The sequence below is a fragment of the Nocardia sp. NPDC059229 genome, assembly GCF_042754165.1.
GTDB lineage: Bacteria > Actinomycetota > Actinomycetes > Mycobacteriales > Mycobacteriaceae > Nocardia.
Map to the genome: position 1 here is coordinate 107,436 of NZ_JBHZAK010000009.1, position 14,740 is coordinate 122,175.

At 69.2% G+C, this 14,740-nt stretch carries 14 protein-coding genes and 1 pseudogene; 3 read left to right on the forward strand and 12 right to left on the reverse strand.

Going from position 1 to position 14,740, the window contains the following annotated elements; all coding sequences use genetic code 11:
- Positions 1-136: 136 nt before the first annotated feature.
- A pseudogene (locus ACFXHE_RS21635) lies at positions 137-568 on the forward strand (DJ-1/PfpI family protein); the annotation flags it as partial.
- 96 nt (positions 569-664) lie between these two features.
- Here ACFXHE_RS21635 and ACFXHE_RS21640 read toward each other — a convergent pair.
- The 11 genes from ACFXHE_RS21640 to ACFXHE_RS21690 form a co-directional block, all read right to left on the reverse strand.
- On the reverse strand, positions 665-1,264 hold the full coding sequence (locus tag ACFXHE_RS21640; RefSeq protein WP_379385909.1) for a TetR family transcriptional regulator: 600 nt from the start codon (positions 1,262-1,264) through the stop codon (positions 665-667).
- Between the two features lie 15 nt (positions 1,265-1,279).
- Positions 1,280-2,281, reverse strand: coding sequence for an NADP-dependent oxidoreductase (locus tag ACFXHE_RS21645; RefSeq protein ID WP_379385602.1), 1,002 nt, complete (start codon positions 2,279-2,281; stop codon positions 1,280-1,282).
- Between the two features lie 10 nt (positions 2,282-2,291).
- Complete coding sequence (locus tag ACFXHE_RS21650) at positions 2,292-2,615, reverse strand: putative quinol monooxygenase (protein ID WP_379385604.1); 324 nt, start codon at positions 2,613-2,615, stop codon at positions 2,292-2,294.
- A 43-nt stretch (positions 2,616-2,658) separates the two neighbouring features.
- Positions 2,659-3,888 (reverse strand): acyl-CoA dehydrogenase family protein, encoded by a 1,230-nt coding sequence (locus ACFXHE_RS21655; protein ID WP_379385606.1) that lies wholly within the window; start codon positions 3,886-3,888, stop codon positions 2,659-2,661.
- 50 nt (positions 3,889-3,938) lie between these two features.
- Positions 3,939-5,057, reverse strand: a complete 1,119-nt coding sequence (locus ACFXHE_RS21660; protein WP_379385607.1) for an acyl-CoA dehydrogenase family protein — start codon at positions 5,055-5,057, stop codon at positions 3,939-3,941.
- Positions 5,054-6,241, reverse strand: coding sequence for an acyl-CoA dehydrogenase family protein (locus tag ACFXHE_RS21665; protein WP_379385609.1), 1,188 nt, complete (start codon positions 6,239-6,241; stop codon positions 5,054-5,056). Before ACFXHE_RS21665 ends, ACFXHE_RS21660 begins: the two co-directional genes overlap by 4 nt.
- Positions 6,242-6,259: 18 nt before the next feature.
- The gene (locus ACFXHE_RS21670) at positions 6,260-6,712 is read right to left on the reverse strand and encodes a MaoC family dehydratase (protein WP_379385610.1); all 453 of its coding nucleotides are present in this window, start codon (positions 6,710-6,712) and stop codon (positions 6,260-6,262) included.
- Between the two features lie 34 nt (positions 6,713-6,746).
- Positions 6,747-7,508, reverse strand: a complete 762-nt coding sequence (gene fabG, locus ACFXHE_RS21675; protein WP_379385612.1) for a 3-oxoacyl-ACP reductase FabG — start codon at positions 7,506-7,508, stop codon at positions 6,747-6,749.
- Positions 7,509-7,545: 37 nt separating this feature from the next.
- Complete coding sequence (locus ACFXHE_RS21680; RefSeq protein WP_379385613.1) at positions 7,546-8,535, reverse strand: NADPH:quinone oxidoreductase family protein; 990 nt, start codon at positions 8,533-8,535, stop codon at positions 7,546-7,548.
- A 10-nt stretch (positions 8,536-8,545) separates the two neighbouring features.
- The gene (locus tag ACFXHE_RS21685; RefSeq protein ID WP_379385615.1) at positions 8,546-9,298 is read right to left on the reverse strand and encodes an SDR family oxidoreductase; all 753 of its coding nucleotides are present in this window, start codon (positions 9,296-9,298) and stop codon (positions 8,546-8,548) included.
- A 324-nt stretch (positions 9,299-9,622) separates the two neighbouring features.
- The gene (locus ACFXHE_RS21690; RefSeq protein ID WP_379385617.1) at positions 9,623-10,264 is read right to left on the reverse strand and encodes a TetR/AcrR family transcriptional regulator; all 642 of its coding nucleotides are present in this window, start codon (positions 10,262-10,264) and stop codon (positions 9,623-9,625) included.
- 230 nt (positions 10,265-10,494) lie between these two features.
- Here ACFXHE_RS21690 and ACFXHE_RS21695 point away from each other — a divergent pair, with 230 nt between their 5' ends.
- Positions 10,495-11,997, forward strand: a complete 1,503-nt coding sequence (locus ACFXHE_RS21695) for a long-chain fatty acid--CoA ligase (protein ID WP_379385618.1) — start codon at positions 10,495-10,497, stop codon at positions 11,995-11,997.
- On the forward strand, positions 11,994-12,953 hold the full coding sequence (locus tag ACFXHE_RS21700) for a phosphotriesterase (protein ID WP_379385620.1): 960 nt from the start codon (positions 11,994-11,996) through the stop codon (positions 12,951-12,953). Before ACFXHE_RS21695 ends, ACFXHE_RS21700 begins: the two co-directional genes overlap by 4 nt.
- 53 nt (positions 12,954-13,006) lie before the next feature.
- On the opposite strand, the gene ACFXHE_RS21705 is transcribed toward ACFXHE_RS21700, so the two are convergent.
- Positions 13,007-14,644, reverse strand: coding sequence for a long-chain fatty acid--CoA ligase (locus ACFXHE_RS21705; protein ID WP_379385911.1), 1,638 nt, complete (start codon positions 14,642-14,644; stop codon positions 13,007-13,009).
- Positions 14,645-14,740: the final 96 nt, after the last annotated feature.

The window sequence follows — 14,740 nt, forward strand, 5'->3', positions numbered from 1 at the left end:
GATCTATTGGCAGTCGGATACAACAGCTTCCTAACGTGGTCGCCGGGACGAGCTGACGAACCCTACGAGACGTCGGTCCGTCGCCGAATCGACCGCGAGACGGAGGAACGATCCGATGGCACAGATCCTGTTCGTCATGACCGGCGTCGACCACTGGACGCTCGCCGACGGCACCGAGCACCCGACCGGCTTCTGGGCCGAGGAATTCGCCGCACCCTACGAGGCGTTCACCGCGGCCGGCCACGAGATCGTGGTGGCGACCCCGGGCGGCGTGGTGCCCACGGTGGATCGCGCCAGCCTGACCCCGGAGGCCAATGGCGGCCCCGAGGGAGCGCAACGCATCACCGAAATCCTGGACAGCGCAATCGAACTGCAGAAGCCGAGCCACCTGACGGACGTCCGGCTCGACGAGTACGACGCCGTCTTCTACCCCGGCGGCCACGGCCCGATGGAGGACCTCGCGGTGAACGCCGACTCCGGTCGCCTGCTCACCGCCGCGCTGGCCTCGGGCAAACCGCTGGGCGTGGTGTGCCACGCACCCGCCGCACTGCTGGCCACCGCCGATGCCGACGGCAGGTCACCGTTCGCCGGATACCGGGTGGCGGCGTTCACCAATGCCGAAGAGACACAGGCCGGAAGAGCAGAAAATACCATGTGGCGCAGGCTATTTGCGTGCGCCGACGATCCGCAGGGCCAGATCCACGTAGTAGTCGCCGATCTCCTCGGGCGACAGCGGCCCGCCCTCCCGGTACCAGCGTGCGAGGTCGATGCCCAGCGAGAGCAGCGCCACCGCCGCCATGCGCGGATTCGGGTTGTCGAACACGCCCGCGTCGACCCCGCGCTCGATCAACTGCCGCATCTCGGTGTCGATGACGTGGCGAATCTCTTTGATCTCGCGCTGATGCTCGGGGCTCAACGCGGCGAGTTCGTAGTTGATGACCCGGGCGACGGTGTGCGCGCGGGCGTGGTGAATCGCGAATTGCCGAATGACCGCGACCAACTGCTCGACCGGGTCGTCCGAGGCGGCCACCGCCTCCCGCATCCGCTCGAGCGTGTCCAGGTGCCCGGTGTGCGAAACCTGGTAGAGCAGCTCTTCCTTGGAGCGGTGGTGGACATAGATGGCCGCCGTGCTCAGTCCCGCGATCGAGGTGATGTCGCGCGTGGTGGCGCCGTGGAAGCCGCGCTCGGCGAAAGCGGCGACCGCGGCGTCCAGTAGTCGGGCCCGCGTCTCGTCCGCGCGCGAGCGATCCTCTGATTCGGTCACCTGGACAGTCTTACATCAGAGCGCGAGCACCAGTTTTCCGGTGTTGCCGCCGGTGAACAGCAGATTCAGCGTCTCACCGAAATGCTCCACCCCACCCTTCACGACATGCTCCCGGCTCTTGATCCTGCCCTCGGTCAGCCACTTCGCGATGTCCGCCACCGCCTCGCCGTAGCGGTCGGCGTAGTCGAAGACCACGAAGCCGGTCATGGACGCCCGGAACACCAGCAGCGACATGTAGCGCGACGGCCCGGGCCGCAGCTGGTCGTCGTTGTAGGCCGCGATCGCCCCGCACAGCACGATGCGGGCCCCACGGCGCAGATTGGCCAGCGCCGCATCGAGAATCTCACCGCCGACATTGTCGAAGTAGATGTCGATGCCCTTCGGCGCGAGCTCCCGCAGCCGCTGCAGCACGTCCTCACCGCGGTAGTCGATCGCGGCGTCGAAACCGAGCTCCTCGGTGAGCAGCCGGCACTTCTCCGCCCCGCCGGCGATCCCGATGACGGTGGCGCCCTTGGCCTTCGCGATCTGGCCGACCACGCTGCCGACCGCGCCCGCCGCCGCCGAGACCACCACGGTCTCACCGGCTTTCAGCTTCCCGACCTCCAGGAGCCCGAAATACGCTGTCATGCCGGGCATTCCGAGCGCGCCCAGCCAGGTCGGCCCCGGCGCGACGCCCAGGTCGACGTGCTGCACGCCGCGGCCGTCGCTGATCGCGTACTCGGTCACCCCGAAGGTGCCGCTCACGGTGTCGCCGACGGCGAAATCGGGGTGGGTGGATTCGACGACGGTCGCGATGTCCAGCGACCGCATCACTTCGTCCAGCCCGACCGGCGGGAGGTAGGAGCGCACGTCGTTGAGCCAGCCGCGCATGGCCGGATCCAGCGAGATGAAGTCGATCTTCACCAGGATCTGCCCCGCGCCGAGCGGGGGCAGATCCTCGGTGGTCACCTTCCAGGTGCCGACGCCGGGCAGTCCGGTGGGACGCTGGGCCAGCCGTACCTGCTGTGTCTTCGTCATGGGGGTCTCCTCAGATCGCGCCCTGGTCGGGGTCGCCGGCGGGCAGCGGTTCGAAGACCTGCACGTCCGGCGGTGCCGCGAGGGCGTTGGCCAGGGCCGTGCCGACTTCACGCAGAGCCGCGCCCTGGCCGTGTTCGCGCAGCGCGTCCCGGGACGCCCACTTCTCGATCATGACGAACTGCCCGGGGTTCTTGGCATGCCGGTGCAGCGCGTAGCGCAGGCAGCCGGGCTCGGCGTGCACGGCCGGAGCGGCCGCGCGCAGGGTCTTCTCGACCAGGTCTTCCTGGCCGGGCTTGGCGATCATGGTCGCGACGACGACGCAGGGATCGGCCATGGGATCCTCCTCGGAGAATGGATGGTGTCGAAACTCGTTGCGGTTAGCCGCGTTTGCCCCAATCGGGGTCGCGGCGGCGCAGTTCCCACTGCGCGATGGAACGCTTGTGCACCTCGTCCGGTCCATCGGCCAGGCGCAGGGTGCGCAGGTGGGCGTACATGCTGGCGAGCGGGAAGTCGTCGGAGACGCCACCGCCGCCGTGCACCTGGATGGCGCGGTCCACGACCTTCAGCGCGACATTCGGCGCTGCCACCTTGATCGCCGCGATCTCGGTGCGCGCGGCCTTGTTGCCGACGGTGTCCATCAGGTGCGCGGCCTTGAGCGTCAGCAGGCGGGCCATATCGATCTCGATGCGGGACTCGGCGATCCAGTCCTGGATATTGGCCCGATTCGCCACCGGCTCACCGAAGGTCACGCGCGACTGCGCACGGTCGATCATCAGATCGAGGGCCCGCTCGGCCATGCCGATGGCGCGCATGCAGTGGTGGATGCGGCCCGGACCCAGGCGGGCCTGGCTGATCATGAACCCGTCGCCCTCACCGGCGAGCAGCGCGGTCCTCGGCACCCGCACGTTCTCGAACAGCACCTCGGCGTGCCCCTCGCGGTCCTGGTAACCGAAGACCGGCAGGCCGCGCTGCACGGTCACACCCGGTGCATCGATCGGGACCACCATCATCGACTGCTGGCGGTGCGTGGCCGCGCCGGTATCGGTCTTGCCCATGACGATGAGGACCTTGCAGTTCTTGTGCAAGGCGTTGGAGGTCCACCACTTCCGGCCGTTGAGCACGTAGTCGTCGCCGTCGCGGTCCATGCGCAGCTGGATATTGGTGGCGTCGGAGCTCGCGACCGCGGGCTCGGTCATGGCGAACGCGGACCGGATCTCACCGTCCAGCAGCGGGCGCAGCCACTGCTCCTTGTGCTCGGGTGTGCCGAAGAGGGTGAGCACCTCCATGTTCCCGGTGTCGGGGGCGGCACAGTTGGTGGCCTCCGGCGCGAGATGCGCACTGCGGCCCATGATTTCGGCCAGCGGCGCGTACTCCAGGTTGGTCAGGCCCGGGCCCCACTCCGGATGCGGGTGGAAGAGGTTCCACAGCCCCCGCTTCCTGGCCTCGGTCTTGAGCTCCTCGACGATCGGCGGCTGGAAGTGCGGGTCCCCGGACTCCGCCATCTGCTCCTCGTACACCGCCTCGGCCGGGTAGACGTGCTCGTCCATGAAGGCGAGTAGATCGTCCCGGTAGCGCTGGGCCCGATCGGTCATGTCGAACATGCTCACTCCTCGAAATAGTCTGTGCCGCGCAGGCGAAACTATACTTGAACCCGGATTCAACTTCGTTTTCCGGCGGCCGAGCCGAGGTCGGCCAGTTCGGCCAGCACCGCGCGGTGCCGGCCGGGACTGCCGAGCCCGAGCTGATCGGCCTTGGCGCGCTTGAGATACAGATGCACCGGATACTCCCACGTCATGCCGATGCCGCCGTGTAATTGGAGCGCTTCTTCGGCGGATGTCACCGCGACGTCCGCGCAGTAGGCAGCGGCGACCGCGGTGCCCACGGCCGCGTCGGGATCGCCCGCAGCGATCGCGCCCGCCGCGTAGCGGGCACTGGCGGCCGCCGCCTCGACCTCCACGAACAGGTCGGCGAGACGGTGTTTGAGCGCCTGGAATCCGCCGACCACGCGGCCGAATTGGCGGCGCATCTTCAGATAGCCGACGGTCGCCTCGAGGCACCACGCCGCGATACCCGCCTGCTCCGAGGCCAGCAGCGCCGCGCCGGTCTCCAGCGCAGTCCGCAGCGCGGCCGCTCCCGCCTCGGCCGGGACCACGAGGTGCCCGGGCGCGGCGTCGACCACGACATCGGCCAGCGGCCGGGTCATATCGAGCGAGACCACCGGCGTCACCGTCGCCGCAGCCACCGGCACGGCATGAATCTCGGTGCCGGAGGCGGTGTCGACCGCGGCCAGCAGCACATCGGCGTCCAGGACGCCCGCGACGCTGGTCACGCTGCCGGAGAGGCGGCCGCCGGCATCCTTCCGGAAGGACGGGACCGCGTCCGGCGAGGCGGCGGTGAAGGGCGCGAGCAGCGCGACCGTCACCGCACCGTCGGCGAGCTGCCCGACCAGGTCGGAATCACCGGCGAGCAGCACGGTGGCGGCGATGACGCTGCTGGTGAGAAACGGGACGGGCGCGACGGACCGCCCCAGTTCCTCCAGCACCACCGCCGCGTCGCGAGCGGAGCCGCCCGCGCCGCCACGCTCCTCGGGGACGAGCAGTCCGGCCAGCCCCAGGTCCCGCGCCAGCGCTTTCCACAATCCCGGTGTCAGCGCCCGATCGCCCGCATAGGCCCGCGCAACCGCTGCCGGATCACATTGGGCCGCAAGCAGATCGCGCACCGCGTGCCGCAGCGCCGCCTCGGTGTCGGTATCGAGCAGCAGGATGTCGTCGCTCATCGGGCCAGGTCCTTCCAGGCGGTGTCCTTGTCCCCGCGCGCCTCGGCGGGCAGGCCGAGGACCCGTTCGGCGACGATATTGCGCAGAATCTCGGACGTGCCGCCCTCGATCGAATTGCCCTTGGCGCGCAGGTAGCGGTAGCCGGGCCCGCGGCCGGCGAAGTCGACGCGGTCGGGCCGCACCATGGTCCAGTCGTCGTAGCGCAGACCGTCCTCGCCGAGGATCTCCAGTTCGAGACCGGTCAGCTGCTGGTTGGACCGCGCGAATGCCAGTTTGAGCGCGGAACTTTCGGGCCCCGGCTGACCGGCGGAGGTCCGCTGCCGCATGCGGGCGGCGGCCAGCCGCCCGGTTTCGGCCTCGACCCACAGCCGCAGCAGCCGGTCGTGCAGTTCCGGCGTGTGCCTGTCCGGATTCTCCCGCCAGGTGCGGGTGACCGCGGCGAGCACACCGCTCTCCCGCGGCACCGCGCGCCCGCCAATGGCCGCCCGCTCGTTGTTGAGGGTGGTGGTGGCGACGCGCCAGCCCTCCCCCACCCCGCCGAGGCGCTGGGCGTCGGGGATGCGGACGTCGGTGAGGAAGACCTCGTTGAACTCGGCCTCGCCGGTGATCTGGCGCAGCGGCCGCACCTCGACGCCGGGATGGCGCATATCGCAGATGAAGAAGGACAGGCCCGCGTGCTTGGGGCGGTCCGGGTCGGTGCGCGCGAGCAGGATCGCCAGATCGGCTTTGTGGGCCACCGACGTCCACACCTTCTGCCCGTTGACGATCCAGTCCTCACCGTCGCGGACGGCCCGGGTGCCGACCGCCGCCAGGTCCGATCCGGCGCCCGGCTCACTGAACAGCTGGCACCAGATCTCCTCGCCGGTCCACAGTGGACGGAGGTAGCGCTGCCGCTGTTCCGGGGTGCCGTGGATGGCGATGGTGGGCGCCGCCATCCCGAGGCCGATGCCGTTGAGTTCGGCCTGATGACCCGGAGCTCCCGCCTGTTCGAACAGCTCGTCGACGAACAGCTGGAGGTCGCGGTCGGCGCCGCGGCCGCCCAGCCCGACGGGGAAGTACACCCAGGCCAGTCCGGCGTCGAAGCGGGCGCGGTGGAAGGTCACCGGGTCGGTGGTGGCCGGATCATGCTCTGCCAGCAGGGATTCCACCCGCCGGCGCAGGTCGTCGCGAACCGTATCGCTCATAGGTCCTGCTCCTTCGTCTCAGGGCACCAGCAGGGAGACGGCTTCGGCGACGCAGGCCGGCTTGGCCGCGCCGTCGATCTCCACGGTGACCCGGCTGACCGCCTGGAACCCCATGCTCGCCGGCGTCAGCGACACCAGTTCCACCCCGGCGCGCAGCCGCGAGCCCACCGGGACCGGGGACGGGAAGCGAACCTTGTTGGCCCCGTAGTTGACTCCCATCGACAGCCCCTCGACGGTGTAGACGCTCGCGGTGAGCATGGGCAGCAGCGACAGGGTGAGGAAGCCGTGGGCGATGGTCGTCCCGAACGGACCGGCGGCGGCCCGTTCCGGATCGATATGGATCCACTGGTGATCGCCGGTCGCGTCGGCGAACCGGTCGATCTGCTCCTGGGTCACGGTGTGCCAGTCGCTGTAGCCGAGATGGGTGCCGACTGCCTTCTCCAGTTCGGGCAGCCCCTGGAATACCCGCATTGTTCGCGTCCTTCCGTTCGATTCCGTTGCGCGGCTAGTTCTTCGGCCCGCCAGCCACGTAGATGACCTGTCCCGACACGAATCCCGCGCCCTCGCTCGCCAGGAACGACACCGTGTGCGCGATGTCCTCGGGCTTGCCGGAGCGGGCCACCGGGATGGTGGAGATGAGCGCCTGCCGGAAGTCGTCGAACGAGACGCCCATGCGCTCGGCGGTGGCCTGGGTCATCTCGGTTTCGATGAAGCCCGGTGCGACGGCATTGGCGGTGACGCCGAACTTGCCGAGCTCGAAGGCGAGGGTCTTGGTGAAGCCCTGCAATCCGGCCTTGGCGGCCGAGTAGTTGGCCTGGCCGCGATTGCCCAGCGCCGAGGTGCTGGACAGGCTGACGATGCGGCCGAAGCCCTGCTCGATCATGTGGCGCTGGACCGCCCGCGTGCACAGGAACGCGCCGCGCAGGTGCACGCCCATGACCGCGTCCCAATCGGCGACGCTCATTTTGAACAGCAGGTTGTCGCGCAGGATGCCCGCATTGTTGACCAGCACGGTGGGCGCGCCCAATTCGGCGGCCACCCGGTCCACGGCCGCGGTCACGGCCTGCTCGTCGGACACGTCCGCGCCGACGGCGAGGGCGCGGCCCCCGACCGCCTCGATCTCCGCGACGACCGGTTTGCAGGCCTGCTCGTCGAGATCCAGGACGGCGACGGCCATTCCGTCGTCCGCCAGTCGCCGTGCGATCGCGGCGCCGATGCCCCGGGCCGCGCCGGTCACGACCGCTACCCGCGGTGTCTGCGTGCTCACGATGTTCTCCTCTGTGGTGCGATCAGGTCGGTGTCGATCAGGCCGAGGGCGTGCAGACCACGCGCCCGACGGTCTTGCCGTCGGCAAGGCGCTGGACGCCATCGGCGATGTCCGCCAAGTCGAGTCGTTCGCTGACCAGGGGACGGATCGCGCCCGCGGTGGCCAGCCGGGTCAGCTCGCGGTGGCAGTCGGCGACCGCGGCCGGGTCGTAGGCGTTGTAGAGCCCCCAGTGCAGGCCGACGATCGAATAGTTCTTGACCAGTGCGTGATTCAGTGCGGCGCTCTGGATGTCGCCGCCCGCGAAGCCGACGACCAGGATGCGGCCCTCGAAGGCGATGCACTTGGTCGAGCGGGTGTAGGTGTCGCCGCCGACCGGGTCGTAGACGACGTCGGCGCCGCGATTGTCCGTGACCCGCTTGACGACCTCGACGAAATCCTCACTCCTGCGGTCGATCACGATGTCGGCGCCGAGCGCGCGGGCGTACTCGGCCTTCTCGGGCCCGCCCACCACGCCGATGACGCGGGCCCCGGCCGCCTTGCCGAGCTGGACGGCGGCACTGCCGACCCCGCCCGCGGCCGCGTGTACCAGCAGGGTCTCCCCCGCCTGTAGCGCGGCACGGCGATGCAGTCCGAACCATCCCGTCTGGTAACCGATGAACAGGGAGGCGGCCTCCGCATCGTCCAAAGCGGTTGGCGCGGTGAAGGTCTGGGCCGCCTCCAGGACCGCGTACTCGGCGAAACCGCCGTACGGCAGCGAGCTGCCGCCGAGCACGTGATCACCGACCGCGATCCCGGTGACCTCGGCGCCCGTGGCCACGACCTCCCCGCACAGCTCGACGCCGGGCGTGAACGGCAGTGGCGGCTTCACCTGGTACAGGCCGCGGCACATGAGCACGTCGGGAAAGTTCGCCGCCGCGCCGGTGACCCGCACGACCACCTGACGTGGGCCGGGTTCGGGGCGCTCCACGGTGTCGAGCCGCATCACCTGCGCAGGCTCGCCCAGTTCGTGGACCCGCCAGGCCCGCATGTCCGCCACTCTAGACGCCCCCGGTCAGCGTGAGGCCGCCGTCCACCACGAGCAGCTGGCCGGTGAGCCAGGCCGCGTCCGCGGAGAGCAGGAAGGCGACCACGCTGCCGATGTCCTCGGGCATGCCCAGCCGCTTGAGCGGGTAGGCGGCGGCGATCTGCTCCTCGCGGCCCTCGTAGAGCGCGGTGGCGAACTTCGTTTTCACCACCGCCGGCGCGACGGCGTTGACGCGGATGTCCGGGCCGAGTTCGACCGCGAGCTCCTGGGTGATGTGGGTCAGCATCGCCTTGCTGGAGCCGTAGAAACCGATGCCGGGCGCGGGCTTGAGCCCGGCGACCGAGGAGACGTTCACGACCGCGCCGCCATGGTCCTTCATCCACGCCCGGTAGGCGTGCTGCACCCACGACAGGGCCGCAAGGCAGTTGACCTCCACGATCTTTCGGGCCGCGTCGAGATCGAGCTCCACCATCGGCCCGAACACCGGATTGATCCCGGTGTTGTTCACCAGCAGGTCGGCACTTCCGAAGGTCTCGACTGCCCGCTCGAGGGTCTCGGCCTGATGCGCGGCATCGTCGGCGCGCCCCGCCACGGCCAGCGCCTTCGACGGCCCGCCCAGCGCCGCGACGGCCTCGTCGAGCGCCTCCTGCTTGCGGGCGGTGATCACGACCTTGGCGCCCTCGTCCACCAGGCGCTGCGCGATACCGAGGCCGATACCCCGGCTGGCGCCGGTGACAATGGCGGTCTTGCCTTCGAATCTGTTCACGGACAGGTCCTTTCAGGTCGCCCGTGGCCACGGCGGTCTCGCGCCGCGACCCGGGGCCGACCCCTAGCAGGGAACTTACTAAGCGCTTATTTTCCTCCGCCACCATGCGCCAAACTCCCGTCGCGGTCAATACCGCCGAGGGGGTCCAGCTCCTGTGATACGGCACACAGTGCGCTCGAAAGCCAAGGTCATGCAGGAGAAAACGACACGAACTCGAACCCGGATTCAGATTTCCGGACCCTTGCGGCAGCTACCGCCGCAATCCGCGCACGTGGGGTCGCGAGCTATCGGGCGGGGTCGCGAGCCAATCAGGCGGGCCGCTAGCTATTCGGACTTCACCTGCAGGGCATTGACCCACAGCTGGGTCAGGGTGCCGACCAGCTTCTCGAAGGCGATGCGCTGGTGCTGGACGAAGACCATGTAGGCCATGCGGCTGACCATCACCGACAGCGCCTGAGCGGTGATCAGCGGATCGAGATCCGCGCTGGCCCGCCCGGATTCCTGCAGTTCGCGGATCATCCTGGCATTGCGCTGGATGAAGGCACGGTTGCGTTCCAGGCGCAGCGCGCGGAAGTTCTCGTTGATCTGGGTGACCTCTTCGAACACCCCCATCAGGCGCGCATTGCGCTTGTAGGCCAGCAGGTATTCCCGGTTGGCAGCCTCGACGAGCTCGCGCGGGTCGGTGACGCCGGTACGGGCCCGCACGTGCGGGTGCAGCATTTCCTCCTGCACCTCCTCGACGACGGCGGTGAAGATCTCTTCCTTGCTGTCGAAGTAGGTGTAGAACGAGCCGGCGGCGGCGCCCGCGGCCTTGGAGATGTCGGCGATTCTGGCGTCGAGGTAGCCGTCGCGTTCGAACACCTCGCGCGCCCCGGCGACGAGGGCGGCACGGGTGCGCTCTCCGCGCTTGGTGCGTGGGGGTACCCGGCGAGGCGCAGCCTCGCGGTCGATGGGTTCGGACGTCACGGCGGATCACTCACTCGGTCGCAGGGACGGCTGCCGATTGCCACCGTATCACCGCGTATACCAGCACATATCGTCCCACGCCGCCGTCTTCGACCTGCTCGCTCGCGCGACCTGAACGACGGCCGACCGTCATTGAAGTTGACACCGGATTCAGATATGGTCGCGCACAGGGTCGTGACGCCGCTCACTCCGACCCCGTCTCATTCGACCTCTACATAACTGGATGTTCCATGACAAATGTCGCCGACCGTATCTGGCAGCACGCGTCCGAACGCCCCGACGCCATCGCGCTGCGCCACCTGGACGGCACCCTCTCCTACGCCGAGCTGGCCCGCCGCAGTGCGGCCTTCGGCGGTCGGCTCACCGAATCCGGTGTCGCGGTGGGAGATCGCGTGTTGCTGGTGGCGCCGACCGTGCCGGAGTTCGTGATCGCCTACCTGGGCGCGCAAGTGATCGGAGCCGTCGCCATCCCGGTGAACACCATGGCGACCGCACCCGAAATCGGTTATGTGCTCGACGATTCCGGCGCCCGGTATGCCATCGCCTGGCATCTGGCCCGCACCGCGGCCGAGCAGGCCGCCGCCGAGCGCGGCATCCCGGTGCAGGTGCTCGAGCCCGGTGCGCACGCCTCCCCCGCCCAGCCGACCGCCGAACCGGTCCGGCGCGCACCCGACGACACCGCGATCCTGCTCTACACCTCGGGCACCACGGGCAAACCGAAGGGCGTGGAGCTCACCGTCGCCAATCTGATCGAGACCGCACGCATTTTCATCGATCAGCTGCGGCTCACACCCGAGGAACGCTTCGGCACCGGGCTGCCGCTGTTCCACGTGTTCGGGCAGGCGGTGTGCCTGATCACCACCCTGCACGCGGGCAGTTCGTTCTCCATGGTGTCCCCGTTCGTCCCCGGGGCGATGATCGAGACGATCCGCGATCACCGGCTCACCGTGGTGGCGGGCGTGCCGACCATGTGGAATGCCATGCTGCACAGCGCCGGTGACTACGGTCCGGAGGACTTCGCGAGCCTGCGGCTGGCCTGCTCGGGTGGCGCGTCGCTGCCCGCGGAGGTGATCCGGTCCTTCACGGAACGTTTCGGCTGCACCATTCTCGAGGGCTACGGGCTCACCGAGTCCAGCGGGGCGGCGACCTACAACCCGCTGGATCGCGAGCAGCGGACCGGGTCGGTGGGTACCGCGCTGCCCGGCACGTCGATCGAGGTGCGCGATCCGGAGGGCACGGTGCTGCCGGCCGATACGGTCGGTGAGCTGTTCATGCGTGGGCCCAGCGTGATGAAGGGGTACTGGCAGCGGCCCGACGCGACGGCGGCCGATCTGTCCGGCGGCTGGCTGCGCACCGGTGATCTGGGCCGCGTCGACGCCGACGGCTACGTCTACATCGTCGACCGCGCAAAGGATCTCATCATTCGCGGCGGGTACAACGTGTATCCGCGCGAGGTCGAGGAGGTGCTCTACGAGCATCCCGGCATTGTCGAGGTGGCGGTGATCGGCCTGCCCGACGACCACTACGGCGAGGAGGTGGGCGCGGTGGTGGCCACCGCGCCCGGCGTCGAACTCGATGCCGGGGAGCTGCGCGCCTGGGCCAAGGAGCGCCTGTCCGCCTACAAGGTGCCGCACCGCTTCGCCTTCACCGACCAGCTGCCCAAGGGCGCGACGGGCAAGATCCTCAAGCGCGCCATCGACCCGAACCTGTTCACAGACAAGGCATCCCGATGAGCATCGTCCCCACTGTCACCGGCACCGTCGATTCCAGCGAGCTGGGCCGGGTGCTGGTGCACGAGCACGTCTTCGTGCTCGGCGAGGAGTACCGGCAGAACTACGGCGACTGGGATGAACAGGCCCGTGTCGACGACGCCGTGAAGCAGCTCGACGAGCTGAAATCGCTGGGCATCGACACCATCCTGGACCCGACCGTGCTGGGACTGGGCCGCTACATCCCCCGCATCCAGCAGATCGCGGCCCGCACCGAGCTGAATATCGTCGTCGCCACCGGCGTCTACACCTACAACGACCTGCCGTTCCAATTCCATTACAACGGACCGGGTTTGATGATGGACATGCCCGAGCCCATGGTGGAGCTGTTCGTCAAGGACCTCACCGAGGGCATCGCCGGGACCGGGGTGCGCGCGGGATTCCTCAAGTGCGCCATCGAGGAACCCGGGCTGACGCCGGGTGTGGAGCGGGTGATGCGGGCGGTCGGTCAGGCGGCGGTGCGGACGGGTGTGCCGATCACCGTGCACACCAACCCGCACACCCGGTCCGGGCTGGTGGCCCAGCGGGTGCTGCGGGAGGAGGGCGCGGACCTGACCCGCGTGGTGATCGGCCACTCCGGTGACTCCACCGATCTGGACTACCTCGCCGAATTGGCCGATGCGGGTTCCTATCTCGGCATGGACCGCTTCGGCATCGACGTCCTGCTGCCGTTCGAGGACCGCGTGAACACCATCGTGGAACTCGTCCGCCGCGGGTACCGCGACAAGATCGTCATCGCCCACGACGCCGCCTGTTTCATGGACTGGTTCGATCCGGCCGCCAAGGCCCAGATCGCCCCGAAGTGGAACTACCGCCACATCAGCGAGGATGTCCTCCCCGCCCTCCTCGCCAAGGGCCTCACCGAGGACGACATCGACACCATCCTGGTGCGGAACCCGCGCCGCTACTTCGAGAAATGACAGTTGCGCCGCCGCGGGGATTTCCCGCGGCGGCGCACAATCCTCACCAGCGGTCAGTCGGGGACGACGATGGCGAGTTCACCGGCGGCGTAACGGGCGCGCAGCACCTTCTTGTCGAACTTGCCGACGCTGGTCTTGGGCACCTCGGAGACGAAGGTCCAGCGTTCGGGGAGTTGCCATTTCGCGACCTTGCCGGACAGGAACGCGCGGAGCGCACCGGCATCGGGTTCGGCGCCGGCGCGCAGTGCGGCGGCCACGACGGGACGCTCGTCCCACTTCTCGTCCGGCACACCGAAAACGGCGGCCTCGGCGATGTCGGGGTGCGCCATGAGCGCGTTCTCCAGATCGACCGAGGAGATCCACTCACCGCCGGATTTGATGATGTCCTTGGCCCGGTCAACCAGGGTGAGGTAGCCGTCGGCACTCATGGTGCCGACGTCGCCCGTGCGCAGCCAGCCGTCGCGGAAGGCGTCGGCGCCGATTCCCGCGGCATCCGGCGAGTAGTAGGAGGCGGTGACCCAGGGGCCGCGAACCTCCAGCTCTCCCACCGCTTTTCCGTCGCGGGGCAGCTCGGTGCCATCGTCTCCGATGAGCCGCGCCTGAACCGCGGCCGGGATGCGGCCCTGGGTGATCCGGTAGGCGAAGGCGGCCTCGCCGTCGAGGCCCGCGGGCGGCCAGGCCAGCGCGCCCAGCGGGGAGGTCTCGGTCATCCCCCACGCCTGGATGATGGGCACGCCGTGCCGTTCCTCGAAGGCGCGCATCAGCTGCGGCGGCACCGCGGCACCGCCGACCACGACCGCCCGCAGATGGGTCAGGTCCTGCGGCTTCGCGTCGACGGCGGTCAGCACACCGTTCCACACCGTCGGCACGGCCGCGGCGAAACTCGGCTGCTCGGCGGCCATGAGCGCCAGCAGCGGCTCCGGTTGCAGGAAGCGGTCGGGCATCACCAGCGACGCCCCGGCCATGAGCGCGGCATAGGGCAGACCCCAGGCATTGGCGTGGAACATGGGCACGATGGCCAGCATCCGGTCGCCGGCGCGCACGCCCATGGCATCGGTGGTGCAGGCCTGCATGGAGTGCAGCCAGTTCGAACGATGCGAGTAGACAACACCTTTCGGGTCGCCGGTGGTGCCGGAGGTGTAGCACATGGCGGCGGCCGAGCGCTCGTCGAGGACCGGGAAGTCGAAGGTGCCCGGATACTGCGCGAGCAGGGTGTCGAACTCGTGGACGGTGACGCCCTCGGGTGCGGGCAGCGCCGCGGCGTCACCGTTGGCGACGATGACGTGGCGCACGGTGCGCAAGGTCGGCAGTACCGGCGCGAACACCGGGATCAGGGAGGCGTCGACGATCACGACGCGGTCCGCCGCGTGATCGGTCACGTAGGTGATCTGTTCGGGGAACAACCGGATGTTGATGGTGTGCAGCACCGCCCCCATGGCGGGCACCGCGCAGTAGGCGATGAGGTGCTCGTTGTTGTTCCACATGAAGGTGCCGACGCGATCCCCGCGGCCGATGCCCAGCGCGGTCAGGGCGTGGGCCAGCCGGGCCGCCTGCTCCCCCAGTTCGCGGTAGGTCAGGACGCGGGATTCGGTGCCGGTCCAGGTGCGGACGGTAGCGTCGGCGTGCACCGTGCTCGCATAGCGCAGCAGGGTGGCCAGGGACAGCGGTTCGTCCTGCATGGTGCTGGGCATCGGCAGGTCGAGCTCGTCGTAAGTCATTGTGCAGGTGTCTTTCTCGGGTACAGCCCGGGTGAACGGGGCCGGGAGCGCCGTGCGCGGAAGTGACGC